General features: G+C 58.7%; 18 protein-coding genes and 5 pseudogenes. 11 read left to right on the forward strand and 12 right to left on the reverse strand.

Translation table 11 applies throughout. The features are described from left to right. The 4 genes from CP49_RS46655 to CP49_RS08200 form a co-directional block, all read left to right on the forward strand. On the forward strand, positions 1 to 524 hold a 524-nt coding region (locus CP49_RS46655), incomplete at its 5' end, for a hypothetical protein (RefSeq protein WP_210183099.1). Positions 525 to 648: 124 nt separating this feature from the next. Next, on the forward strand, positions 649 to 1,074 hold the full coding sequence (locus CP49_RS49150) for an ERF family protein (protein WP_057849778.1): 426 nt from the start codon (positions 649 to 651) through the stop codon (positions 1,072 to 1,074). Positions 1,075 to 1,085: 11 nt separating this feature from the next. Further along, positions 1,086 to 1,322, forward strand: a complete 237-nt coding sequence (locus CP49_RS44435; RefSeq protein WP_057849779.1) for a hypothetical protein — start codon at positions 1,086 to 1,088, stop codon at positions 1,320 to 1,322. 158 nt (positions 1,323 to 1,480) lie between these two features. After that, complete coding sequence (locus tag CP49_RS08200) at positions 1,481 to 1,954, forward strand: hypothetical protein (RefSeq protein ID WP_057849780.1); 474 nt, start codon at positions 1,481 to 1,483, stop codon at positions 1,952 to 1,954. A gap of 206 nt (positions 1,955 to 2,160) precedes the next feature. On the opposite strand, the gene CP49_RS08205 is transcribed toward CP49_RS08200, so the two are convergent. Together CP49_RS08205 and CP49_RS08210 are read right to left on the reverse strand one after the other, a co-directional pair. Further along, positions 2,161 to 3,561, reverse strand: coding sequence for a UDP-glucose dehydrogenase family protein (locus CP49_RS08205; protein ID WP_082645911.1), 1,401 nt, complete (start codon positions 3,559 to 3,561; stop codon positions 2,161 to 2,163). A gap of 207 nt (positions 3,562 to 3,768) precedes the next feature. After that, positions 3,769 to 5,166 carry a polysaccharide biosynthesis/export family protein gene (locus tag CP49_RS08210; protein ID WP_057849781.1) on the reverse strand — a complete coding sequence of 466 codons (1,398 nt, stop codon included), beginning with the start codon at positions 5,164 to 5,166 and terminating at the stop codon, positions 3,769 to 3,771. A 277-nt stretch (positions 5,167 to 5,443) separates the two neighbouring features. On the opposite strand from CP49_RS08210, the gene CP49_RS08215 reads away from it, so the two are divergent. Then, entirely contained in the window at positions 5,444 to 6,109 is a 666-nt protein-coding gene (locus CP49_RS08215; protein WP_197423040.1) for a hypothetical protein, read from the forward strand. Positions 6,110 to 6,277: 168 nt separating this feature from the next. Next, positions 6,278 to 7,372, forward strand: coding sequence for a Wzz/FepE/Etk N-terminal domain-containing protein (locus CP49_RS08220; RefSeq protein WP_063791650.1), 1,095 nt, complete (start codon positions 6,278 to 6,280; stop codon positions 7,370 to 7,372). Between the two features lie 40 nt (positions 7,373 to 7,412). Here CP49_RS08220 and CP49_RS08225 read toward each other — a convergent pair. Further along, a pseudogene (locus CP49_RS08225) lies at positions 7,413 to 8,265 on the reverse strand (IS66 family transposase); the annotation flags it as partial. Between the two features lie 420 nt (positions 8,266 to 8,685). Between CP49_RS08225 and CP49_RS08230 the strand changes: the two are divergent. Both CP49_RS08230 and CP49_RS42405 read left to right on the forward strand, forming a co-directional pair. Next, entirely contained in the window at positions 8,686 to 9,444 is a 759-nt protein-coding gene (locus CP49_RS08230) for a class I SAM-dependent methyltransferase (protein WP_276326835.1), read from the forward strand. After that, a pseudogene (locus CP49_RS42405) lies at positions 9,402 to 9,637 on the forward strand (transposase domain-containing protein); the annotation flags it as partial. The gene CP49_RS08230 and the pseudogene CP49_RS42405, both read left to right, overlap by 43 nt. Before the next feature lie 506 nt (positions 9,638 to 10,143). Here the strand turns inward: CP49_RS42405 and CP49_RS08240 are convergent. The 3 genes from CP49_RS08240 to asnB all read right to left on the reverse strand — a co-directional run bounded on the left by CP49_RS08240 (position 10,144) and on the right by asnB (position 15,103). Continuing rightward, positions 10,144 to 11,514, reverse strand: coding sequence for an O-antigen ligase family protein (locus CP49_RS08240; RefSeq protein ID WP_057849786.1), 1,371 nt, complete (start codon positions 11,512 to 11,514; stop codon positions 10,144 to 10,146). A 220-nt stretch (positions 11,515 to 11,734) separates the two neighbouring features. Then, positions 11,735 to 12,886, reverse strand: coding sequence for a glycosyltransferase family 4 protein (locus CP49_RS08245; protein ID WP_082645912.1), 1,152 nt, complete (start codon positions 12,884 to 12,886; stop codon positions 11,735 to 11,737). A gap of 234 nt (positions 12,887 to 13,120) precedes the next feature. Next, the gene (asnB, locus tag CP49_RS08250) at positions 13,121 to 15,103 is read right to left on the reverse strand and encodes an asparagine synthase (glutamine-hydrolyzing) (RefSeq protein ID WP_057849788.1); all 1,983 of its coding nucleotides are present in this window, start codon (positions 15,101 to 15,103) and stop codon (positions 13,121 to 13,123) included. A 561-nt stretch (positions 15,104 to 15,664) separates the two neighbouring features. Here asnB and CP49_RS42410 point away from each other — a divergent pair. Further along, a pseudogene (locus CP49_RS42410) lies at positions 15,665 to 15,900 on the forward strand (integrase core domain-containing protein); the annotation flags it as partial. A 393-nt stretch (positions 15,901 to 16,293) separates the two neighbouring features. Here the strand turns inward: CP49_RS42410 and CP49_RS08255 are convergent. Together CP49_RS08255 and CP49_RS42415 are read right to left on the reverse strand one after the other, a co-directional pair. Beyond that, entirely contained in the window at positions 16,294 to 17,112 is an 819-nt protein-coding gene (locus CP49_RS08255) for a class I SAM-dependent methyltransferase (RefSeq protein ID WP_245310600.1), read from the reverse strand. A 403-nt stretch (positions 17,113 to 17,515) separates the two neighbouring features. Further along, positions 17,516 to 17,659 (reverse strand): annotated as a pseudogene (locus CP49_RS42415) (IS66 family transposase zinc-finger binding domain-containing protein); the annotation flags it as partial. A 161-nt stretch (positions 17,660 to 17,820) separates the two neighbouring features. Between CP49_RS42415 and CP49_RS08265 the strand changes: the two are divergent. Then, positions 17,821 to 18,780 carry a methyltransferase domain-containing protein gene (locus CP49_RS08265; RefSeq protein WP_057849791.1) on the forward strand — a complete coding sequence of 320 codons (960 nt, stop codon included), beginning with the start codon at positions 17,821 to 17,823 and terminating at the stop codon, positions 18,778 to 18,780. Positions 18,781 to 20,333: 1,553 nt separating this feature from the next. Here the strand turns inward: CP49_RS08265 and CP49_RS08270 are convergent. The 3 genes from CP49_RS08270 to CP49_RS08280 form a co-directional block, all read right to left on the reverse strand. After that, positions 20,334 to 21,116 (reverse strand): FkbM family methyltransferase, encoded by a 783-nt coding sequence (locus CP49_RS08270; protein WP_197423042.1) that lies wholly within the window; start codon positions 21,114 to 21,116, stop codon positions 20,334 to 20,336. Positions 21,117 to 21,239: 123 nt separating this feature from the next. Then, on the reverse strand, positions 21,240 to 22,859 hold the full coding sequence (murJ, locus tag CP49_RS08275) for a murein biosynthesis integral membrane protein MurJ (RefSeq protein ID WP_057849793.1): 1,620 nt from the start codon (positions 22,857 to 22,859) through the stop codon (positions 21,240 to 21,242). Positions 22,860 to 22,897: 38 nt separating this feature from the next. After that, positions 22,898 to 24,049 carry a lipopolysaccharide biosynthesis protein gene (locus CP49_RS08280; protein ID WP_057849794.1) on the reverse strand — a complete coding sequence of 384 codons (1,152 nt, stop codon included), beginning with the start codon at positions 24,047 to 24,049 and terminating at the stop codon, positions 22,898 to 22,900. 219 nt (positions 24,050 to 24,268) lie between these two features. Between CP49_RS08280 and CP49_RS47025 the strand changes: the two are divergent. Then, positions 24,269 to 25,012: pseudogene (locus tag CP49_RS47025) on the forward strand (transposase); the annotation flags it as partial. Positions 25,013 to 25,034: 22 nt separating this feature from the next. Here CP49_RS47025 and CP49_RS49155 read toward each other — a convergent pair. Further along, positions 25,035 to 25,460 carry a tyrosine-type recombinase/integrase gene (locus tag CP49_RS49155; protein ID WP_197423043.1) on the reverse strand — a complete coding sequence of 142 codons (426 nt, stop codon included), beginning with the start codon at positions 25,458 to 25,460 and terminating at the stop codon, positions 25,035 to 25,037. Positions 25,461 to 25,466 lie beyond the last annotated feature (6 nt).

The following is a 25,466-nucleotide window of genomic DNA, read 5'->3' on the forward strand; positions in this document are numbered from 1 at the left end:
GCGTGGCGGGCGGGGCCCGTGGTGGCGTCCTGCGGCGCGCTGCCGCCGTTCGCCCACGCGGCCGGAATGGTCGCGGCGAAGGCCATGAGGTATCTCGACATGGCGAGGGCGGGCGGAATTGGCGGATCGCGTGGCGGAGCGCCGACACCGCGAGCGTGCTCGACAGCGGAGCGGCCTCGTTTCGCGTCTTCGCCGGAGGCTCCAACGGCTACCTCGCCGATCCGTTTCCGTTCCGCCACGAGGGCCCGACTGGGAGGACTGGCGGCAGTTCTGCCCGTGCAGATCCCCTATTCGGACATCCTGCATTGCAGTGCATCGGATCTGCTGTCGCGGCATGTCGAGCGCGTCAAGCTGGCCATCCTGCGCCGGCAGCGGACGGGGCGGCGCTGGTCGCGGAGGCGCGGCTCTTTCCGGTCCGGCCACAGGGCGTGCTGGTCCCGCTGCGCACCTGTTACCGCTCCCCACTGCTCGCGGCCGGCGACCTCGACAGGCTGTATTCGGAAATCGTGCTCCTGCCTATCTGAGCCTGGGATTAAAGCTATTATTGTTTCATCGTGCCGAAATCTTCAGCTCGCCGCCGCCACCATCGGGTCGCCGTTTCCGCGGGAGGGTCAGCGGACCTTTCGCTATGCCCCGCTAGCATCGGGGTTGGACATCGTTCGCAAATGCCTTGGCCAGCATGAGATCGCAACGGTCCAGAGCACAGCGATCGATCGGGAAACCGGACTGATCAGACTGACGACCACTCTGGTGCACGCCTCCGGCGAGTGGGTGTCTTCGGACTGGCCGGTCTGCCCGGCGAGCGACTCGGCCGCCCCTCACCGCATGGGCGCCGCCCTCACTTATGCCCGGCGCTATGCCCTGTTCACGTTGGTGGGAATCGCCGGCAAGGACGACCTCGATGCGCCCGACCTCGCCGTTCAAACGATCGAGCCAAGCCCGCAAACCAGCCCGCCGGCAACGAAGATCGGTTCGAATGGCCGACTGCCGCCGGCGACGACAAAAGCGCTCCACAGGCCCCCCAAGGGCGGTGACCGGCGGCCGTCCTGTCGGGTAAGGCCTCGGCAATCCTGAGGGACCAGCTGTTGGCCGAGATCGCAGGGTTGGAAACCAAGGACGATCTCGATGCCTGGACCCTGCTCGCGTGGCCGAAGGCAAATATCTTGGCTCCGGCAGATGGAGACAAGGTCAGACAGGCGTTTCAAGCGGGCACGCCGGCGCCGCCGTTCTTCCAGTTTCATGCCGGTGGCGATCGGCCTCAGCTGTACTTTTTCAATGGAGATCTCCCAGCGGCGGCCACTCGAGTGTGCGGCGGATGGTAAAGCTTTTCGGGCCCAATTACCCGATCATCTCCATCGATCCCCACGGTCTTCGTGGGGAGCCGATCCCGCCGTCGATCGAGGAGATGGCCGCCGACCGCCTGCCGCTCATCCTAAAAAGGTAGGCGAGCGATCCATTCCGCCCGGGCGGCAACGGCGCCATGTGGCGTTCGAAGCAGCCCGCCTGGCTGATGGCAGCCGGCCACAGGGTTAATATGGTTGCGATGGTCGACCGGCCGACCGTCAGCCCCCGTCCCGCGCCGCGGGCGATCCTCGGGGCGATGAAGCCCATCGTTTCGCCTTACCTTCTGCGCTGGACGTTTGAACAGATGGCGCAGCTGGAGCGATACTCCAAGGCATCGGCGGCATCGGCGAGCGGGCCGATTGCGATCGCCGAGCGCGAGATTTCGCCCGCGTTGTGGGACGCTTATTCAATCGCAATGACGCGGTATCTTCCGGCACCGCTCGAGGTTCCTGTGGCTTTTTACGCGGCCGAATACGACGGTCGGCCGTGGTGGCATCTCTGTTCTCATCCAGGTGCCTGGGGGACATCATGGCTGCCTGACCATTGGCGTGATGGGTTGATCATCTGCGGCAAAGGATTGATGTTTACGCCTGCGCGCCTTGGTCATTGAACCGCAGCGTCCGCTGACGCCTGCTGGTGCGATGCCCTCGGCATAGCCGAAAGCGACATAATCGATGGAAGATCTATTTGCCGTGTCTGTATCCGTGACAGCAAAGCTGCGGCTGAGACCAAGAACAGCGGGGCAAGTGTCGCGAGACGCTTTAATCGCGAAGGGACCGGGCGATGCTTGGTCAAGCAGAGTGTCTCGAATGCCGCCTACACAGCCGGGAATGCGTTGACGTCAAACGTCGTGTCGTCGCCGGACTTGTGTGCTGATTTAGTTCGACCGCCCTCTACCAAGTTAATCGGGTTCGTCCGGCGCCGCCCAATACTGTCGTAAATGAAGCCGAGAGCAGCCACATCGTCGGGTCGATAGATATTGCGCAGATCGACGATCACGGGCTGCGCCATTTCGCGCTTCAGGCGCTTCAAATCGAGTGCGCGGAACTGCGCCCACTCCGTGATAATCACGAGCGCATCGGCGCCGCGGACGCAAGCGTAAGGATCTTTGCAATACTCGATGTCAGGCAATTCCTTGCGCGCCTCCTCCATGCCGACCGGATCGTGCGCGCGCACCTTGGCGCCCATGTCGAGCAGCCCCGTCACCACCGGAATCGACGGCGCCTCGCGCATGTCGTCGGTATCCGGCTTGAAGGTAAGGCCGAGCACCGCGACCGTCTTGCCGCGCAGGCCGCCGACGACGTTCAACACCTTGCGCGCCATCGCGCGCTTTCTGACCTCATTGACACCGAGCACGGCTTCGACGATGCGCAGCTGCACGTCATGGTCCTGCGCGATCTCGACCAGCGCGCGGGTGTCCTTGGGAAAACAGGAACCGCCAAAACCCGGTCCGGCGTGCAGGAATTTCGTGCCGATGCGGTTGTCGAGCCCCATGCCGCGCGCGACTTCCTGGACGTCGGCGCCGACCTTTTCGGAAAGATCGGCGATCTCGTTGATGAAGGTGATCTTGGTGGCGAGGAACGCGTTCGCCGCGTACTTGATCAGTTCAGCCGTGCGCCGCGCCGTGAACATTATCGGCGCCTGGTTGAGTGACAGTGGCCGGTAGATGTCGCCAAGCACCTTGCGGCCGCGTTCGTCCGAGGTGCCGACCACGATCCGATCGGGGAATTTGAAGTCGCGGATCGCAGCGCCCTCGCGCAAAAATTCCGGATTGGAAGCAACTGCCACATCCGCCCGAGGATTGGCTTCGCGGATCAGCCGCTCGACCTCGTCGCCGGTGCCGACCGGCACGGTCGATTTGGTAACGACCACAGTGAAGCCGGATAGCGCTGCCGCGATCTCGCGCGCGGCGCTATAGACGTAAGTGAGATCGGCGTGACCATCGCCGCGGCGCGACGGTGTACCGACCGCGATAAACACGGCGTCGGCTTCGGCGACCGGCGCGGTCAGGTCCGTAGTGAAATCGAGCCGCTTGGCCTTGACGTTGGTGGCGACCAGCGCGTCGAGCCCGGGTTCGAAAATCGGGATTTCGCCCTGGCGCAGAGCATCGATCTTGCCGGCGTCCTTGTCCACACAGATGACCTGGTGGCCGAAATCGGCAAAACAGGCACCTGACACCAACCCTACATATCCCGTTCCGATCATCGCGATGCGCATGTTAGTGCCTGTCCTTGAGATGCGATTTGATCGCTTCGCCACCAAGTCGCGAGGGGCGTCTGCCTTGCGCATTCATGTAGTGTAATGTCTCACATTTCGGCGCAACGCTTTCCCTCATCATAGCAGGACCGAGGACCAAAGGAGTTCACATGGACCTCCGTTCGAAATGAATAGGCCGACGCTACATTGTACCAGCAGCGTCGCCAGTCACCTCCCAGACGAAGCGCCCTTACGTTCCGAAGCCATCTCGCGCAGCGAATCGCCCCCGGTCGTTTCGGTCCGGCCGATCACTAATGGGATAGTTGAAGAACTGCTGCCTAGCCTTCGGGAAGGCGCGTCAGGACCATCCTGGTATCGCAGGCTGACATCGACGGTATCACCCGGCTGCAATTCGGTATCTTCGCTTGCAACAATCCGTTCCGGCCCCTTCTCGCCTTTTCTGATGATCGCAATGTCCGGCTTACTTCCGGCTCCTCGTACGAGCTGTGATCGAACCATCGCAGTGTACTGAATCTTCTCGCCGACGCTCTGCAGCCTTTCGCGAATTTGGTTGAGCTTTACGCTGGTGTCTTGCAACTCACGGAGCAGATCCAGCCTACGCTGATCGTCGAGCTTCGCGAGCCTTCTGGCGAGCTCGTCCTGCTGCTTCTTGACCTGCAGTAGTTGCGCGGAGGTTTGCAGCTTCCGGGTTGCTGACAGCAGCACCGCGCGCCGCGCATCCGTAACGCGAGTACTGACCAAGGAACCCTTCCCGAAGAGCTCGGTCGTTTTTTGCAGGTCTTCGACGTCCGACTGAAGTCCCTCTTCATCCTTCTTCTGCTGCTCTGAGAGCACGCGGACCTCGTCGTCCCCCTGTCGAACTCCGCGCTGAAGGAACGCCTTCTCCTGCTGATAGTCGCTCTGCTTCGTCTTCAAATATTCCGTTTCTGCATTGAGGATTTCCGAAATCGCCGATCGAGCCGTGGGCCCGTCCGCTGGCATGCCTGGATTGATCTGCGACGCCTCTCCGAGCTCGCTCTTGATGCGCCACATGCGCGCTTGTTCTTTGGCGAGCTCCGTCCAAAGCGATCCATACTCGCTTCTCAGGTCTGCTGACTCGAGATACGGGTTGTTCATTCTGTTACGCATGATGTCGTAGCCGCCCGCCACAGCTATGAGCTGGCGTGCGGTGATGGATGGACGGTAGGGGTACTCACCCGGCTTCGACACGTCCCCGTTTACGTATACGGGCCTGTATTCCGCCACGGTCGTCGTGACCTCATTCGCGTCGATCACGATGACGGCCTCGCGACCATCCGCAGTCCTCTGTCGAAACACCTTGCTAGCCAGTGCCGCCCCAATGTTGGCCCGGATCTGCGGCACGGAAAGGCCGGCTACTGGGAGCATTCCAACCAGCGGCAACGAAATGCTGCCGTCCATTTGGACGGCAGCACGATGCCGTAGATCCGGCACCCCCGCCACCGCGACCTCCAGTACATCTCCGATGCTTACTCGATATTCGGCCCTTGCTTGAGTGACGGAAATTGTCAGGCCAACAGCCACCAAGCCCCACTTGATGCAACGACGCAGGTTGTTGCCTAAGACTTCGATATGGAACGTGGTCACGAGATGAAGTCCTTCAGATCTGTTCGCGGAAGCGCGTCGACGTCACTCCCGTCCGAGCAACCGTCCAGACGGGCGAATCCGCAAAACTGCATTCCCATCAGCCATCGGGATGAGCATTAGAGTGAATTGCTTCTCAAGAATTTAGCCCCGCACTGCCGCGGCTCAATCGACCATCGTAGTTACCCCTCATACCCTACCCATTGATAGCCAATCCCACCCAGTGACGGAATGTTACTGTTTTGCTGGGGAGACGGAATGGTCTGGCTGGGAGTGACCGGTGAGTTATGCGTACTTTATCAATTCACCGGGTTCTACCAGGCTTGCGGCGCAGTCGGTCGCTGGCGGCAGACGCGTTGGTAAGAGCCGATTGACTGCCCTATTAGTATTGGCAACAGGTACCGAATTCCTACTGGTAGCGGTTGCGGCTTGTTCCGCAGCCGTCCTCTATCATCGGCAGATCCTGCTGGACTCGCCCGGCGCCGCCAAATACATCCAGGAATCCCTTCTGATTTCCACATTGCAGTTGCTCGCTTTCATAGGGCTCCAGCAGTATTCCCGGATCCAGACGCAGCCCCGGCACGTGTTCCTATGGAGCGGCGCCAGCGGCGTCTTCTTCGCATTCTCCTTCTTCCTCTCGACGATGTTCCTTCTGAAAATCTCAGAAGACTACTCGCGCGCGACTGTCATAGCCCAAGCTTTGAGTGTCCTCCTTACGGTCCTCTGCATACGGGCAATATGCTTCTCATTACTACAGCCTGCCATTGCATCAGGATTGATAGACGCCAGGCGCATCATTCTCATGGGAGACCCGAGTCACTGCTTGCATTTTTCCGCTAGAGCAATCGCCACCGGGATTCATATCGACAACTGGTCACTCCTTCTCGAGCTCAAAATCGTAGTCATGCCCCTCTTTTCCAGAAAGGAGTATTGGAATGCCTATTGACGCCTTTCCGTCTGCTGCACATCCTACTAGTCGACCTTTGATTTAGCTTGGTGCCGCTGCGGAATCGTCCAAGAACGCCTATGATAATTTTCGCTACGTGCTGCGTAAGATGGAAGCCACGCGACTTGCCGCACGTGTTTGAGCATACACTATCAGGTTGGTAGGAAAATGTTGCAGAACAACAGGACCGATAATCGCGACGATAGGCCTCCTGAATTTCGTCCAGGGCCGGTCGTGTCGCTGGCAGAAGTGCTGGCCGTGCTGGCATTCATACGACGAAATGTACCGATCATATCGCTTACATGTTTCGCGGCGCTTGGCGTTGCTGCACTCTACCTCATCACCGCGGTACCGACGTTTACCGCCAAGGCGCTACTCATCGTAAACTCGAAGGCGACCCTTGTGGACGCTTCGGCGGTGTCAACGGTTATGGAAAGCCAGATCGCAATCATAAAGTCTGAGGCCATCGCTAGCGCCGTGATCGAGAAGCTCGGTCTTGCTCAAGACCGGGAATTTGTGACTGGCCAAGTTGGCGGCATGATATCCCGGCTGCTCGGCTGGAGTAGACCGCAGACGGAAGATAGCGCCGCGCGCTATGCCGTGGAACCGTTCCAACGCAAGCTTTCGGCCAAGCGTGTCGGCCCTACGTATCTTGTCGAGATTACCTTCGACTCCAGAGATCCTGATCGAGCGGCGCAGATACTAAACGCCGTTGCAGAGAATTATATTACCCGTCAAATGGACAAGGGCGGCTTGCAAGAGGAGAAATGGGTTAAGGATCGACTGAACGAATTGAGCACTCAAGCATTGGCTGCCCAAAAGGCATTGGAGGATTATAGTAAGAATCGGAAAGAGCCAGCGGATTCAGCTGCTACCATCGACAAATTGGCAGCCGCTGCGGAATCATCAAGAAGCGCCTATGATAATTTTCGCTACGTGCTGCGTAAGGCAGAAGCGACACAACAACAAGCCTCGCCGGTGTTTGAGGCGAGTGTCGTCAACGGGGCGTCGCCTCCTTTGCGGGCAACTTCGCCAAAACCTAGAAGCGTGCTTGGAATAGCGGTCGCTGGAGGGCTGCTTCTTGGAATCGCTATAGGAATGCTGCGCAGCCTGTCTGATCGCATCCGCACCAGCGAGCAGAAAACTAGTCCAAGCGCAGAGGATGGCAGGATCAAGCGACCTCTTCCGGACGGGGTTCGACCAGATCATCAATTTGAAGCATCGGCAAATGCAAAGCCAGTGCGCCTCACGGGTTCGGGGTGAAGACTGCCAGCTTCACCGACGATCGGCATCCGCCCCGCCGACGCGCGATCGCCCAAAAGAAGGCCTTCTTGGTGCGGCCACGGCCGGGATCCAGCACCGGTGCCCGTGGTCTCGTTGACCGCGATCTTGCCTGCGATCAGGATAATCTCGCGCAGCCGCAGCCAGAGCGGATGAAGCTCTCGGCCGCATAGCCCACCCAGAACGCAAGCACGGCGCGCTTGATGTCGATGCCCTACACGAGCAAGATCTGGGCCTGCCGATAGAACGCCAGATGCCAAGCATATTTGGCGACAAGCACGTAGGCGACCATCGCCTCGGTCGGCAGCCCGCCCTTGATCAGCCGCTCCACCGCCGGCGCCTGAACCACGCCGTCCGTGCAGGCCCGGCAGGCATATTTGGGACGATGAGCGACGATCACGCGGAACTGCGCCGGGACGAGGTCGAGCCGCTTCGGCGTCTCTCGCCGATCACATGCATCGGCGCGCGGCAGCAGGGGCAGTTGGTATCTTCGGACGCAATCGTCACGTCGATGTGCGGTGGGTGGGCCGGAAGTGCGCCACGATCGGCGCGGCGCTTATCAGCGCTATTGCGTGCGCCCGCAGGGTCCTTCCTGTCCTCAGCCGCCTCGTCGCCCGCAAGGGCCTGCTCGATGTCCTCGACCGCCAACAGGAGTTGTTCCGGATCGAGCCTCTCCGAGCGGCGGCCGAACTACGCGTTGCAGCTGCCGCAAGGCGGCGCTGCCGATCCATCTGCGACAGGGCATGGTCGCGCGCGGCGATCGCAGCGTCGCACTTTGCGATCGCAGCGTCGCGCTCCACGCGCGTCGCTGCCACCGCCAATCTCGATGCTGATCGTTGTCGAGCTCCGTGCGGCCGCTTCCGTGCCCGGCCCAGCGCTACGCAGCTCCGTCACCACCGGAACGAAGAGTGGCGCCTCGTCGGCCGGCAGGCTGAGCACGCCGGCACGCGCCGGCCGCTCCGTCTGATAGAGGCCCTCGATGCATCATGGATGTCTGCGCAATGAGCCTCGGCTTCGCTGGTCGATTGGGTCGATGATAACGCGAAATCCACGGGAGGCCGACGGGGTAATCCGAAATGGCCGGCACTTGAGGCGAATTTGAGGGTAGGACAAGTGCGTTTAACCAGATCCTCCGTATACTGTTGCCCAGGTCGCGGGGGCAGAACGCCCCTGCTGAGGCGCCGCCCCGGAGAGGCCTGCCGGACGGGAAGGCAGCCTGCGCCTAGGGAGCCAAGTCGATGAAAGCACGAACCCGGATTCCGCTGACGAACGGTTGGGATCACGCGATGCAGGTGATGTCCCGAGAGATCCGCTCGATGAAGGATCCTAGCAAGCGTCTTGAGATCCTCGAGGCTGGTTGCGGCCCGAGGTGGTACCTCGACATCGGCGATGGCGGCCATGTGCTGACCGGCATCGACCTCGACCCCGAAGCCCTTCGCGTCCGGCGCGACGAAACGAAGGACCTCCACGAAGCCGTCGTCGGGGATCTGCGCACGGCCGATTTCGGTCATCGGACCTTCGACGTCATCTTTAGCTCCTTCGTCCTGGAGCACGTGCCGGGGGCGCAACAGGTCCTGGAGAACTTCAACAGATGGGTGAAGCCGGGCGGACTGATCATCATCATGATCCCCGACCCCTATTCGGCACACGGCTTCACCGCCAGGATGACGCCGCACTGGATTCACCTGCTCTACTATCGTCTGATTCGCGGACAGAAGAACGCCGGCAAGCCGGGCTATGGCCCCTACCCAGTCACCTACGACAAGGCGGTGTCGCGCGAAGGCATTCGGGCGTTCTGCGCAGAGAACGGACTGGTCCTGGCCGCCGAATACGGGATGCTTGCCGACACGCTCAAAAACAGGCCGGTGGAAGCGTACATGAAGACGCTTCAGGTCCTGTCCCTGGGCCGCCTGAGCTCCGATCACAGCGACATCATCTTTATCATCCGCAAACCGGCTCTCCCCGCGAGGGCGGACCTGCAGGTCAGCGCCGCCCTTCCCGCCTGCTGTGCGGGTTCTTCGAGATCGACTCGAACATCGTCGAGCGGGCAATAAGGCCCACAAACAATTACGAGGAAAAATGCGCTCTTCGCGGGCAGCCACGGCGGTGGCCGGGACCTGGGTAACCATCGCCACTCTGCTGCAGACGGCAAAGATGAATGACGTCGATCCGCATGCCTGGCTCACTCAGACTCTCGAACGGATCGCGCGGGGCTCTCCGACCTCCCAGATCGATGCCCTCTGCCCTGGCACTTCAAAGCCTGAACGGCCGCAGCTTGGCGCTTACGATCTTTCGACGGCGCATCGACATAGATCTTGCAGTTCTTGTCGGTAGGCGCCGACCTCGATGCAGGCAAACAGATCATCGGGATGCCTCGTGGATGCGGCGTGGTATCGACAGGTTCGAAACGCGCCATCCGAGGCTCCGGCAGCCTGCCGACGACGGTTTCGAGCGCGTTCCCTTCGAGCCGCCCGCCTTGGGCACTGACCTCATCATCCATAAGGACAGTTCTCAACACCGCGCCTTAGTTGACAAGGCGGCCTTCAGCGGACGTATACTGCGGAATGTGACGTAGAGTGAAGACATAGGCGTATGACTGACCATACGGCTATGTCGAAGGTCTCCCGGCTGGAAGTAGTGGCAACGGGCGCTAGCCGGTGTTGCACACTGGAAGAAAAACAGCGGATCGTTGCCAAGAGTTACGGCGGCCCAAGCTTGGTATGGCTCGGCGCAATGGGTTGTCTGCAAGACAATCATTCACGCGGCGCCGGTTGGCTCGCGAGATACCGCAACCGCGCCAAGTTGATCATCATCGCAATCATCGGAAATGCATACATGTTGTCAATTGTTGGAAGGATGTCACGCCCAGTCGCCATACTAATTCCAAGACCAAAGATGCTCGCGAACAGAGCCCAATATAGGTCACTATTCAACCTTCGCCCAACTCGCCAGGCGGTAGCTATTCCAACGAGAAGGAAAACTAGAAGCACACCGGTTAAAATCACCCCGCAATCAAGAAAGAATTCGACAATTGCGTTATGCGCTACGTTGACCTGTATCAGGGCTCCTGTGTCCCAAAGTTGGCTCGTCGCCACTCCGTAGCGACCAGCGCCAAACAGGAACAGGCCGATATTGCTCGTCCATTCCTCTAGCAGCGGACCCCAAAGGTTATCAACTCGGCCCGTCAGCAAAGCATCGGCCGAGACGCTGGAACTCTTACCAAACCCGATCGAAAAAACAGCATCAACGGTTGGTCCGATCCACACCAACGATGTAACGCCAGCCGCCGCAGCACCAAGAACTAAAATGACAAACCTGCGCCGCAGGATCAGAAACATGGAACACGAAGCTACTACCGTGAGAAGCGCGGTTCGTGACCCGAGGAGAAGAACCGCCAGGAGCGATAGACACAGGGGTGCGATCCAGAGAGCGCCGCGCGTGAGAGCTCGATAGAGCAACAAGGGTGCAGTAGAAATGTACATGCTTCCAATCACATTGTAATGGAGTCCAAAATACGCTGTGCACAACCGGGCCATTTCATTCCGGTCGCTCTCAGTTATTCCGCTCGCGTGACCTGAAAGCAGAACGGACGGATTCATCAGCACGACCGCGACAAAAGCGATTGATAGCAATAGTATCGAAAGGCAGACCACCGTCGTGATCCTCTCGAGCTCCTGAAAGGAGCACATACGCTTAAGGGTAAACAGGAAGGATAGAGTGTAAAAGATCGGCACAATGCAAGCCGATAGTACAAAGTCAAAGTAGGACTCTGGAAATGAATCAGGGAAGCGACTATGCAAAAGGGGCGCGTTTGGAACTGATCGAATGAGGGCGATGGCAAAAGTTGCGAAGTACAGGAGAAAAACTCTGATGGATGTTCGTTCGATTTTGTCGGTCGCATGTAGGGGCGCAGTGTCGAACACCAGATAACCCAAGACTACTGCTGATAATAAGTTGAAGGGTTTAAGCCCTTGGATCTCGAACAAATTGTTCGTCAGAAATGGTACGCGCTGGAAGGGCCACATGAACACAAACAACAGAAAGAAAAATGTTCCAGCTTGCGCGACCGATTGCGGCAACGTGAGATGATAAGGCGGGCCCTTATGGTCCAAAGATGCACTCATCGTGGGCCTGCGGATCTCACCATGCAATGAACTCTCGACATCTAGTCTCGCCGTGCGGAACCATCATCATTCTTGTCCTCCCCTCTGCATTGTCGTCGTAGTCGGAGCATCACGGCGGCATACGCTGTTGTCAAAGTCGGTTAGCGTGCTGAAGGAAATTCTTCGTTGCTTGTAGAACATTTCGTTGAAATGGGTCCACTTCCACTTCGAGTGGGCCAATTCAAACTGGTTGCCCTGGGCGTTTTGACTTAGCGACAAGAGGCGTCAAAGCCGCAATTAACTCGCGAGCTTTTGCCGTCGGCGAGTGATTGGCCTTAACATAGATCTGACATCGTCGAGCGAGCGCGTTGTATTCATTCGCGTCCATGTCCCAGAATGCCCTCACGGATTGGGAAAGTGTCAACTCGTCCTCAGCCGATGCGCCAAGGGTATGACGCATGACGATCGAGTCCGGATCGACTTGCCGGCGCGTCACGACAGGTGTGCCCACGGCGAGAGCCTCCAGGAACACGTTCGAGAAGCCCTCGAAATCCGATGTGCTGAGAAGCATCGTCGCTTCTGATAGAAATTGTTGAACGTCTGCCCGCCGGACATAGCCAACCAGTTCCACGTTTGGCAGATGGCGGAGGCCATTCACGGCGTCCAGCGTCGATTGATCAACATCTCGCTCTGGCATCCCTGCCACGCGGAATTTGACGGCCGGAAGTTCCTGGGCGATTCGAAACAGCAATGGCAAGTTCTTAAAATTGCGGAAGACACCAAGCCAGGCGACATATCTGCGTTCTGCGCGCGGCAAAGGAGCGGGCGCGTCCTCTGCTACGACAACGGCATTATGAAGGACGTGTATAGGCTTGCCTGGAAAAAGCGCGGCCAATTTTTCGCGTTGATACTCATTTTGACAGAGAAATGCGGCTGCTCGATGCCGAGCCCAAGAATAAGCTAACCATTCATCAAATCGAAGCGCGGCTTTGCATCGTTCATCGACGTTCATGTCGCTGACAACGCGGTGAACGAACGGAATCCCTAGTTGGCCGGCGACGAAAGCCATGATGGCGGTATTGACCCCACATACGCCTTGGATCACAATATCTGGATGATAGGCGCGGGCGGCTGCCAATATTTTTGGGATATATGAGTAGAAATACCTCGCAATCCGCACCCCGCGCGCGGGATCATAGGTTTCGATAAGTTTGATTTGCTGGCCCGAACCTACATGGGCCAAAGCACCCTTCCAGGTAAGGAGAGCGGCTTCGTGACCGGCGTTTTCAAGCGCGCGAAGCCATATTGAAAGTTGGACGGCCCAGCCGCCGATCGGATAGTTATCATCCTTCAATAGATAGGGAATGGAAAAATCTATCGAGAGAATTCGCACCTTGACACCCCGAGCTTAATGGGACCGCAATATGAATAGCAGTTCGGCGACTTTCGAGTAGCTATGCCCGCATATCTGACGATGTGCATTTGACATTGTCAGGAATCGCATCGGCGGTTCTCCACAGAGGGCTCCCTAGAGACTACAGAGGACGCCAACGTCAAAAGCGCTCGTGTAAGGTCGCACGCCCTGCTGGAGTCTGACACAAACGATAGAGGTGTCATCGCCATTTCTTCAATTCAAAAGGGATGCAAAGCGTCTTGTTCCGGTGTCCGCCACCGACGCAACGCCCCATCGATGATGCCACGCCTGAAACATTAGAACATTCCAAATGAGGAAATACCGCTCATTATCTCCACTCAAGAATTCGGCCCAGAGCGAGCGAATGGCCTCGACGTAAAAAATATCACCGGCGCTCAGGCAAGCTTCGTTCATCAGGTCTTCGGCCCAATCCCGTAACGGGCCGCGCAACCAATCTGCGAGCGGAACCCCGAACCCCATTTTCGGGCGCTCGACCAAACGATCGGGCACATGGCGCGCCAGAACTCGCCGGAGCAAGTGTTTGGGGCGCGGGGCACGCGCGTTCTGAAATGTCGGCAGCTTCCACATCCATTCAACCACGCGATGGTCGAGCAACGGAACGCGCACCTCAAGAGCGACAGCCATAGAGGCTCGGTCAACCTTGGTCAGGATGTCATCGGGCAAATACGTACACATGTCCAGGTAGCGCATACGGTCCACCGGATCGGGCAAGAAGACCTTGAGGTCTTGACCCCAGCAGGCCGTCCGTACCTCTTGTGACCCCTTCACAAGAATCTCTGGATCTTGGTGGTGCGAGATATTGTGATAGTACATGGAATCGACCGATGAATCCGAGAGGATTTGCGCCAACCGGTGGGCCTTTTGGCCAACCTGTGGCACGCGCCGAAAGTATGGTACATAGCGCGCTATGCTGTTGTAAGTGCTAGGCGGCACAGTGCGAATGCTTGAAGACACGAGGCGGCGGAGCGCAAGCGGCATCTTCGCACCCGGTCGCCAAACGTTCTCCGTCCATCGATACCGGTGGTACCCGGAAAACAACTCGTCTCCACCATCTCCTGACAGAGCCACCGTGACGCGTTTTCGCGTCAACGCGGAAACAATATGGGTCGGGATCTGGGAGGGGTCGGCGAATGGCTCGTCATACATCTCGGCCAACTTCGGCACCACATCGAGAGCGTCAGCGCCGCTAACAGGAAACGTTGTATGGTCGGTCCCAAGATGTCGCGCGACAGCCTCAGCGTGTTTCGCTTCGTCGAATGCCGGGTTCTCAAAGCTGATGGTAAACGTCCTGACTGGTCTCAGAGAAGCTTTCTGCATCAGTGCGACGACAGTAGATGAGTCATAGCCGCCCGACAGAAACGCGCCAAGCGGAACATCCGCTATCATGCGGCGCGATACTGCATCATACAGCAACGCCTCGAGGTCATCGACCAATCCCTCTTCATCGGATCGAAGCGTATTGCGTTGCCCGTGCGAAGCAACACCGGCCAGATCCCAGTACGCACCCACTTCGGGGCCGCCGCCGCTCGCAATTTTGACGAACCCGGCGGGCGGCAGTTTGTAGACATCTTCATAGATCGTGAATGGACCCGGCACATAAGCATGCCGAAGAAAGGCGGCGATCGCTCCACGATTGAGACTTGGCTTCCAGCCGGGATGAGCGCGCAGCGCCTTCAATTCTGATCCGAACAAAACTAGTCCATCGAAGATCGCCCAATAAAGCGGCTTTTCGCCCATTCGATCACGAGCTAGGAACAGTTGGCGCTCTCCGGCGTCCCACGCTGCGATTGCGAACATCCCGTTCAAGCGGGCGATGGTCGATTTGAGGCCCCATTGGACGAAGCCTTCAACAATAACTTCTGTATCTGAATGCCCGCGAAACCGAACTCCGCGACGCTCCAATTCGCTCCTCAGCTCTCGGAAATTATAGATTTCACCGTTGAACGTTATTGTATATTGCCCGTTGGCCGAGACCATTGGTTGATGTCCCATTGGGGACAAGTCGATAATTGCCAAGCGACGCTGCCCGAAGGCAACGCTGGCTTGCTCGCTTAGCCAAACTCCGCTGTCGTCCGGCCCGCGGTGGCTCAGGGTTTGCGTCATTGCAGACGCCCGCCTTTTCAGATCTTGCAGGCTGCAACCATTACGCTCCCAAATACCGGAAATTCCGCACATGCTTGAAAAGAGCTCCCTAATGAGAGGACGTCAACGCATGGCATCCAAACTCACACTCTAGCAGCATAGTATTTTGAACCGGTCCGCGGCTCGACCATTTCGGATTACCCTCCTCGGTCACCAGAAGCCCAGACCAGCAGATCGCGGAATATGGTAAGCGCTAAGGCGGGACGTCAATCGGCATGGAGAGCTTTGAATCGCCGAGCGAGGGAAGTGGTTCTCCGCCGAACGGCCCCGGAGCTCGTACCGAGTCGCGTGTTCGCCAACGAATACTAGCGAGCGGCCAAGCTGAGTGCTATTCAGAATGCAGTCGACCACGCGATCGAAGAGGTTGAACTGTCGCCGGGGTCGAGGGCCGCCATGGGCGCCGCGAGATCGCGCGCCACGGCCGAATCCAGCCGGTCTCGACCCAGCGGAGCCGGATGGTATGCTTGGAGAATGTGTGCCTGTCAGCCCATGCCGCCGAAAGAGGCCAGAGGAGCTCGGATGCTCCTCTGGCGGGGCACCCATAATGCCGTCGGCGCCCGTTCAGCAGAGTCAGACCCACTGCGTATTCTCCGCCTAGTGTTGTCCGGGCCTGGCAAGCCCACCGACAATGCGTTCATCGAAGCCTTCAACGGTCGCTTCCGGGCCGAATGCCTCAACGCCCATTGGTTCCTGTCCCTTGCGGACGCCCCCAGGAAAAAGTGGGGAATTGGCGCAGATACTACAATGAAGAACGGCCCCACGGGACGATCGGCAATCGACCGCCGATTTTGCTGCAAACCACGTCGACGTCATCCAGCCCGCCAACGTGATCCCAGCCGCAAAACTCTAACTCCGGGTGGTCCAGTGTTCGGTCTCGCTAGGCGAGCCCTGGGCGCAACCACCAAATCTGGGCGCTCTCGTGCCTCCTTGCAATGCAGCCAAGTTGGCTCAAGCACTTGTTCACTTTCCGATAGCGCCGCCTCGAAAGCGGCGGTTGCTTGGACTGCTGTACCCGCCAAGTACGGCCTTGAGACAATGGTTGACGCCCAGGTGGCGCGTTATCAACGTTTAACACGCCACCTATCACAACTGGAGGCCTTGCCCTCCAACCCGCCCTCTTCGAACAGAGCGAAGTCTACCCGATGCCGCCCGCTGTAACGCCGATCTTACCTTACCTGAAGACACGAGTGATAATGAGAGAGCACCCCACTCATGATTTGCCCTCACTTAGGCGAGGCCGACCTTATGAACAAGAACTCCGTGTTCGCCTCACCGGTCGCCATCCTCTGCAAGCTGAAACCGAGCTCCTTGCAAAAGGAGACGGCATCTTTGTCATAGACAAATTCCATCGGCCAACCGCCAAGCCAATCACGAATATCCGTAAACATATTCATGCCGCGATTCTTTTTGTATTCGTGCATCCTCCACAGACACAGAGGTAGCCGCAGCGGATTATAGCGCATCTGAAAGCGCCAGACGTACCAAAGATCCATGTAGCGTCTCTTCAGCCATCCCGCCGTAACATACTTTTGCTTAACGTCGAGCCAGAATTCCGGCGGCGGGTTGACTTGAGCATCCGCTGAATAGAGCGCGACATAAAACATACCACCGGGCCTAACGCACCCTGCGGCATTGCGAATTGCATGCCAGACGTCTCCGGTGTGATGCAGAACCCCCCATGAATAGACCAGGTCGTATGCCCCCAAGTTATTCACAAATGTGTCGTCAAGGACGGAGCCTTGCTCGACGGTCCAATTAGAGGGATTGCCTACCTGAGCCTGCACGTATCGGCTCGTAGCGACTGAATTCGCGTCATAGTCAAAGCCACGAACCGATACTGCGCCCGCTTCTAGGGCGGCAACGGAGTGAAGTCCGCTTCCGCATCCAATATCGAGGAACGTTAGCCCCTTCAGATCGTCCCGTTCGATAAAATCGAGAAGGTGCTTCTTGGAAATCCGCACCCTCTCGGGACCGAAATTCTTTTGAATGAAGTGGTGCCAGTTATTCCCAAACTCGAATCTCTGTCCCTCTTCTTGAACCATGCTACTCACTACCCACTCCTCCTGACGCAAACCCTGAGCTACCGCGGGCCGGACGACAGTGCAGTTTGGTTGAGCAAGCCAGCATTGCAGACGCCCGCCTTTTCAGATCTTGCAGGCTGCAACCATTACGCTCCCAGATACCGGAAATTCCGCACTTGCTCTTGAGAAGATTTCCCTAATGAGAGGACGTCAACGCATGGCATCTAAACTCACACCCTAGCAGCATACTATTTGAACCGGTCCGTAGCTCGACCCTTTCGGATTACCCATTCTCGGCCACCAGAAGCCCAGACCAGTAGATCGCGCAATGGCTAGGCGCAAGCAGGGAAGTATCGGCTTGGAGGAGCTTTGGATCGCCGAGCGGGGGAAGTGGTTCTCCGCCGAACGGCCCCTCAGCTCGCGCAAGCCCGCTCTCGATCAGATGAGACGGCGCTGGCGCTTGAATCACGCCGTCGCGATCGCGATAGGCGTATTTCGGGCGGCGCGTCACGATTACCCGGAACTTCGCCGGCGTCACGTCCAGGCGCTCCGACACGTCCTCGCCGATCACCGTCTGTACCTGCTCGGGCACAGCGTAAGGGTGGTACCCCCTTTTTACCACTACGTCGCCAAAATATGGCGGGCGATCTTTCTTGACGCTCAGACGCGCTGGTCGCGATACTTTGTCAGGAATTTCTCGGGTTTGTCGATGAACCTGGAGGCGACAAGATGTACAGCACGCGGTCTATTGTTTTCAATGCAGCGACATTCGTGCCGGGCGTGACAGCAATCCCAGCTGTCAGGGACTATCTTGCTCGCAGGGACAAAGGAACGGGCGGCACAATCTCGGCCCGATACTGCTACAGCGTCTGGCTAAGGCATCTCGTGAAAGCGGCAGAAAGCGGGCTTGATACGAGACCTCAGGTCATCGCAGAACTCGGACCGGGCGACTCGCTGGGGACCGGGATTGCAGCACTCCTGTCGGGAGCTTCCAAATACTATGCGCTTGACTTCATCTCGCACGTCACAGCGGAGCGAAATATCCAAGTGCTTCATGAACTAGCTGAGTTGTTTGGCCAGCGCGCCGATATTCCAGACGAAGCTGAATTTCCCGATGTGTTCCCGAAGCTGAAAAGCTATCGGTTCCCCGAGCAGCTAATTACGAACAGGGCCGTAAACATATCCGACACCCGGATACGCGAGATCGAGGCGGCGCTGCACGGCGCCTCGCAGGCAGGGGTTGTTCAGTTACGGGCACCTTGGCTGGACGCGACCGTGATCGAGGACGGGACGATTGACATGCTGTTTTCGCAGGCAGTGCTAGAGCATGTAGACGAATTGAGCGAAGCATACAACGCCATGAGGCGGTGGTTGAAGCCCGGAGCTTTCATGTCCCATGTGGTCGACTTCAGGTGTCATGGGTGTGCAGCGGAGTGGAACGGCCATTGGTCCTATTCCGATCTGAAATGGGCCCTCATTCGTGGAAAGCGATCATGGCACTTAAATCGCGAGCCGCTTTCGACTCATATGCGCCTTCTCGACAAAGAAGGCTTCAGAACGCTCTGCAAAGAGACCGTAACCCGACCGTCCACTCTGGAAGCCTCGCATCTTGCAACGCGGTTTACGAATCTTACCCCAGCGGACTTGGTTACTAGCGGCGTTTTCCTTCTAGCGGTGAAACAACGCTGAGACGTTTTGTTGGGCGACGCTCAGCTCGGCTAGCTCGCGGTCGCCTCAGCTGATCGCGAAACCAACCGGGATCGTCATGGTCGTCATAATCGTCGTGCTGCTTCATGTGCAGGCCTCGACAAAGGGCCGCTCAGCCGTATCCACACTACTGCATTTTCGAAAAGGCGAAAATCAATGTTTATGCGGGTTCTCACGCCGCTGAGTGATGCACCAATCCGACCATCGCGTCATTGATCGCGCTTTCGACTTCGTGATCGCTGACCTGCGGCCCGGTGGAAACCAAGTTGAGCCACGCCATCGTGCTCGACCATAACAGGCCGCGCATGGCAACGACCGCGCCGCATCGGCGATCGCTGCAATCTGCCGATCAGTGAGAAGGATCTTTCGCGCGGGTAGTTGCAGGACCTTCTCCAATCCTGGGGGCAGCTCGGGCTCGAGCGACGGCGGCTCCGAGGGGATGGCTCAGCCGGACCCCCATGATCGATTTTGCTGAACTTGACGCACATAACTAGCTTTTTTTGGAGATCTACGCAATGCGGCCCAATTATCATCATTGATGGCACGCCCTCTCGCACGCGCAACTCAACGCGGCAAGGGTATGGATTCTCCTGCCGAGAAAGGTAGTTCGACCGCAGTATTGTTTCGACGCTACACCACTGCACCTCCCCTAAGGAATTCACCGTCCCGGCACAATCGGACAACAGGTCAAGGCATGTCGCCGCACATTCGTGATGCTCACCGAACACGTAGGATTGACAGCAATAAAATTGCTGCCATTCAGACAATCGGATGGCCGTTCCGCCGGGTAACGTGGCAGAGGAACAGAAACCATCTGGCCAACGCATCCGCTTTTTCTTGTTTCAACCCACACTGGGCGGCGGTCAAAACGATTTCGCCATCAGTATTTTGCAGCACGGAACGTTGGAAATGCGGCGTGTCAATCTCCGGTTCCGCAGGAGGGTTCGATCTCCCTGGACGCGGCGAACGCGACTTTGCTGCTATTACCGCTGGCGCCCCGCTCAACCCGGCCGGGCATCGCGTCAAAGTGACGACCAGACGCTCCCATAACTCCCCCGCGCTCCTCTCGTCCCCGGAAAGGCTGCGCACCCCAAGCCGGGGCTCGAAGAGATTCTGGCAGTCCTTGAACCGTATAAAGGTAAGACTCTCGAAGGAGATCCTTTATCCTGGGGCCAAGCCAGCTGATCGCTGGGTGTATGTACGCGTCGACTACTGCCTTTTCGAGGTGACCGTCTCGTCCGCCGCTCTTGATCATTTGCGGCAAACTGCTGAAGGGTGACTCGTGTTACCGCTTTTTTGGCGACTCCAAGCTACATTGCGGCCCTCCCCGGAGGGATGCTCAAGGCAAATGACAGCAAAAGCGATGTCGCGCCGATCGTCGCGGCCTACCGACCGAATCCAAACTCCCAAAGCACCAGCGAAGCCGGGTGAGCAGTTCGGCGAGTTCACTAGATAGGTTGCAGTCACGTGTCACCATCCCGATGAAGCTGAACGACGTCCTCTTCTTCGCTCATGGCAAGACGTGGTCCGAATCCCTACACTCGCCAGGCATAGAGCCAGACGAGATATTTCGCGCTCGGTGCCAACAAAAACGGCGTGGGCACGGGTGGCCCTGGCAGTTCAGCATCCACCCTCGCGTCGCTAACCGTGATGCGGAAGCCCGCTTGCGAAAGCGCCGTCCACAGTTCCGCCACCTGGTCTTGCACAGCAGGATTGCAGTGCAATTCGCACGAAAGATAGTTGACCAACCCCATTTTGCCTGTGGCGCACAGGTCTTTGAGCACGCCAAATTCGCTGCCCTCAATATCGACCTTGAGATAATCCACCGGCTCGGTAATCAGGTCACTTAAACGCACCGCATCCACCAGCACCCCTGGCCCATCGCCGACATGGCCGCCCAGCGATCCCTCAGGCACAAACGATACCTTGCCAGCGGCATCGCTGACGGCGGCGCGAACCACCGTGACCGAGGTGAGGCCCAGCGCGCGCACATTCTCCTCCAGAAGGTCGGCGGTTTGCGGGTCGGCCTCAAAGACGGTGATGCGGGCACGCGGATAGCGCTGCTTGAACCAGATCACACTCATGCCAATGTTCCCACCGCAATCAAGGATCACGGGCGCGTCGCCTAATCCGGCGACCTCATAGCCGCGGTCCAGAAAAATCTCACGATAGAGCGACAGCATCGCCCCGGCGTCAGTATAGCGTACCAGCCCGAAGGGAAAGCGAAACGCGCCGGGGACGCGGCGAGGGTTGCGCTCGCCCAACCAGAAGAGGCGCACGCAGGTCCACGAGCGTGTTCGTCTGATGACATCGACCATACCACGCGCCTGCCTGACCAGGTCTGCCAGACTAAAGCTTTTGGGTGGGGAGCTAGCCGCTTGTACACTCATGGAAATTCCTTCCTCGCAGGGTACGCAAACATCGATATGCTCATCTGCGGCCTATGCGGGTTTTGCCTGCGCGCGGCCCCAGGACAGCCGACTGCACAGTATGGCCCAGAGCAGGCTGACCTCTGGCACGCGCAAGGCCAGCAGCAGCGCAGCATAGATCACCAGGCCCGCGGCGCTCAGCAAGACGATCTGTACCAGCAGCGGCAGCGCGGCCACCTGGGGCAGCATCGCCGGCAGCGCGCATGTCAGCCACAGGAACGCCGCCGCCACCGCGGTTTTGCCCAGCGAAAGGCCAAGCTGCGGCAGGCGTAGCCCTTGCAGCCGTTTGTTAAGAATGAGCAGCAGCGTCACCGCGCCAATCAGATAGGTCAGCGTGGTAGCGAACGCTATACCTGCCACGCCCCAGATTTGCATCAGCAGATAATCAAGGACGGCGTTGAGCACCAGCGAAAGCACGGCAACGTTGCGCAGCGTGCGATTATCTTGCAGGGCATTAAACATCCGCCCGTTGATAAAGCCGTAGGTGACGAAGAATATATTCGGCGCGAGAAACATCACGGCGGACGCTACCACATCGGTGGCCTGCGCGCTAAAATTGCCATGGTGATAGAAAATCTCCACCACCGGGCGCGACAACGAACTCAGCAGCGCGCCAGCGGGCAAGAGGATGATCGCGGAAAAAATGACCACCTGGCGGAAGGTGGTGGTTAAGAGCGTAAATTCGCGGCGGGCCACTTGCAGCGCGAAGATCGGCAAGAGCGCCGTGGAGAGCGCCGTATAAAAGATCCCCGAGGGCGTATCCACCAGCTTGATCGCGTAGCTGAGCGAGGCAATGCTGCCCGGCGGCAAGAGCGAAGCCATAAACTGATCGACCAGATTGTTGCCGTTGACCATCAGCGCCCCAATCAGCATGGGCGCGGAAAGCGCGGCAATGCGCTGAATGCCCGGATGCCGCCAGGAAAAATCGAAATGAAAGCGCAGCCCCATGCGCAGATAGGCAACGACGAGCAGCAGGAAATTCAGCGAATAACCCACAATCGTGGCCCACCCCAGGGCATAGATGCCCCAGGAACGCGCAAACAGCAGAAACGCGATGGTGCTCAGCGTAATCGTGACGGGAGCCAGCGCTGGCAAAGCAAACCGACCGTAGGCATTCAGAACGGAGCCAACAAGCGTCACCAGCACTTGCAACAAGAGCACGGGCATCAAGAAGCGCAGAAGGATGACCGCCAGCGTCTGCGTGGGGGCATCCATCTGCCGGGCGAAGACCGTCACCACCAGCGGCGCGCCCGCGAGCAGCGCCACCGTCACCACCAGCGCAATCAGCGTGCCCAGCGTGATCGCTACCGAGAGCAGGCGGATGGCCTCCGCCTCGCCTTTGTTTTCGCGGTAGTCCACAAAGACCGGAATCAATGCCGCGCCCACCGCCGCGGCCAAAATGGCAGAAATGGTTGTGGGCACGATCAGCGCCACCGTATAGGCGTCCATGGTCGGACCAGCGCCAAAGGCCGAAGCCGTCAGCACCTGGCTGACGATGCTCAGCAGCCTGGCGGCAACGGTGACATAGAACACGACCGAGATGGCGCGGCCAGCGTGAATCACGGTCCCCTGGCTTTTGGGCGCGCCATCGGGCGGGGGAGCCGTTTCCTGAAGGTTTGTGGATGTACTCATGCCTAAATTGTCTCATAAAGTTCCTGTGCTGCAACGGCCTAGCGTGCGAGCGAGGTCACGATGAGCGCGAATTGGCGCCTTTCGGCAGATGCTCCGGCTTGGCCACCCCACGGCGCTAGCAGCAGATACGCTTTCGATATCAGCTTGCGGGCGCCGTCAACGTTGTCCCCGCCCACCACGGAACTGATAGTGGGCAGAAGCGCATTACCCAGAGGCTGGCGGGTCAACGTACCGACAGCCATGACCGCTGATGCAATCGAGATGAGCGCAAAGGCCGAGCTCGGAAAGTTCGCTGCCACGACCCATTGACCGGCCTGCGCGCGCAAGGCGAAAAAACCGCTGGCGATCGCAAAGGGCAGCGAATACTTCAACTGCATGCGGGCCAACTGTCCGTCGAATCCGAGACCCCGTTCCCGCGCAGCAAACAGGGCATACAACACGGCTAACCCGACCTTCAGCATGGCCAGGCCGCACATCACCACCAGAAGCCACCCGACATCGCCAGATGCGACTGCCGCACCTGCCAATGTCGCTGTCCTGACTAATGCAAAGCCGATCGTTGCGCAGGTCCCCCACTCCGCCTTTCCGTCTGCCGTCGGCAGGGGATCGACGAAAATCTGAACGAGGGGCGATTGGCGCTGGAGGCGCGCAATCGAACTCGGCAAGACTGGCATCAGCCCTAAGAGCAACAAAAGCGCGCGCCCCCGAAGAACGAAGAGACTTGCGAACGTGTTGCCGACCAGCTTTGGGCGGGTTCCTGGAGCGGCGCGCGGCAGGAAATAGAATAGAGATCGTGGCAGGAACAGGGGAAAGAGGATCAACCCTGTTTCGACGACCAGCCACACCTGGCGGTAGTCCCCGAACTCCTGCGTGGTCAGCTGGCGGACCAGGATGACAGCCAACCCCAACTGCAGAGCATAGTTGAGCAGCCCCGCAGCCGCAAGAAATCCTGCCTTGCGGCGAATCCCCGATCGCATGCCGCGCGCGCACCTCCTGCGTGCGGCCTCCTCCAGCAGGTTTTCGTACTTCCTGTCTAGTGGAGCAAAGGAAAAGTGCTCACGAACGCGCTGACGATCGCATCTTCCAAGTTCGTGCCTGATACCGCGGGATTCCCACATGGTTCGCCGGGCCTTGCTGACGCAATTGATCCGGTCGCCGACATTGAAGAAGTGGCGATAAATCAGCCGCATAACAGAAAAGCTGTGGCGGTTTGCTCGATGCGCTTCATTTTTCCCCGGCGAAGTCAAAGGCTCGTAAGATCAAAAACGAGCATAGCCAAATGCATATCAGCTGTTCAGGAATCCCGAAGCCGTTTTGGCGGATAATAGGGGTTACCTACGAGGTGTGGTCTGAGCCCCGCAAACTCCTCCAAGACTGGGTAGAGTCCCTCACCTCGGGAGGGATAGTTCATGAAGCCGAGCCGTTTCACGGAAGAGCAGATCATCGGGATTTTGCGGGAGCAGGAGGCGGGTGCGGCGACCGCTGATATCTGCCGCAAGCACGGGATCTCGAGCGCGACGTTCTGCAAATGGAAGGCCAAGTGCGGCGGGCTGGAGGTTTCCGACGCTAAGCGGCTGAAGGCGCTTGAGGACGAGAACGCGATCGCTGGCGGAAGCTATGCTCGACATGGCCATGCTGAAGGATGTGGCTGCAGAAAAATGGTGACGCCCGCCGCAAGGCGAGAGGCCGCCTTCGCTTGCGCAGCAGTTTCGATGTGAGCGAATGGCGGGCGGGTGGGGCACTTGGCGCAGATCGAAGCTCGGTTCGCTATCGTGCCAACGATCTGGTGAGGAGGCTGGGCGGAAGCGGTTGCGCGAGCTTGCAGCGGTTCGCGGTCGCTTCGGCTATCGCCGCCTGCTTGTCCTGATGCGCCGTGAGGGACTTGTCATGAACCACAAGAAGTTCCGTCTCTATCGCGAGGAACGGCTGCAAGTTCGCCGGCGCGGCGGGCGTAAGGGGGCAGCTGACCGGAATGACCAATCCAGGAGAGGCAGATCGAGTGGCACTACATTGTGCCCGCCAAGCCGACCCAGAACACGTCCATCGAGAGTTTCAACGCCCGCGTGCGCGACGAACTCCTCAATGAGACACTGTTTACCTCGCTCGCGCAGGTTCGAGCCATGCTGGCCGCCTGGAAACACGACTACAACAACGCCGGCCGCACCCTGGCCAACCTCACATTGGCCAGTATGCCGGTTGACGTCCGCAAGGGAGCGCCATGGGCACCTGTCCCCTTTGAATGCATTGTCTTTTTTGCCAAGTGGGACAATTTCTGTTCGCGCTTTGAGCCAACGGCGGTTCGGTTTCCCGGAGGAATTCAGCCGGTCGACTCCGCTCATTTGAGCTTGCCGATGCCGATGGCCTCGGTCGCCAGCCGCTTGCGGTGGCTTTGGCGGTGTAGCGCTCGATCTCCTTGAGCGAGGTGTGCCCGGTCACCGAGCCGATTTGGTGCGGGGTTGCGCCCTCCTCGGCCAGCCAGCTGGCAGTGTGTTTACGCACGCCGTGCAGCGTGCAGCAGTCGGGCAACCCGGCGGCGCGGCACCAGTCCTTAAAGCGGTTGCCGAAGCCCTTGAAGCTGAACGGCTTGCCCCACTCCGTCACCAGATA

Source organism: Bradyrhizobium valentinum (assembly GCF_001440405.1).
Taxonomy (GTDB): domain Bacteria; phylum Pseudomonadota; class Alphaproteobacteria; order Rhizobiales; family Xanthobacteraceae; genus Bradyrhizobium; species Bradyrhizobium valentinum.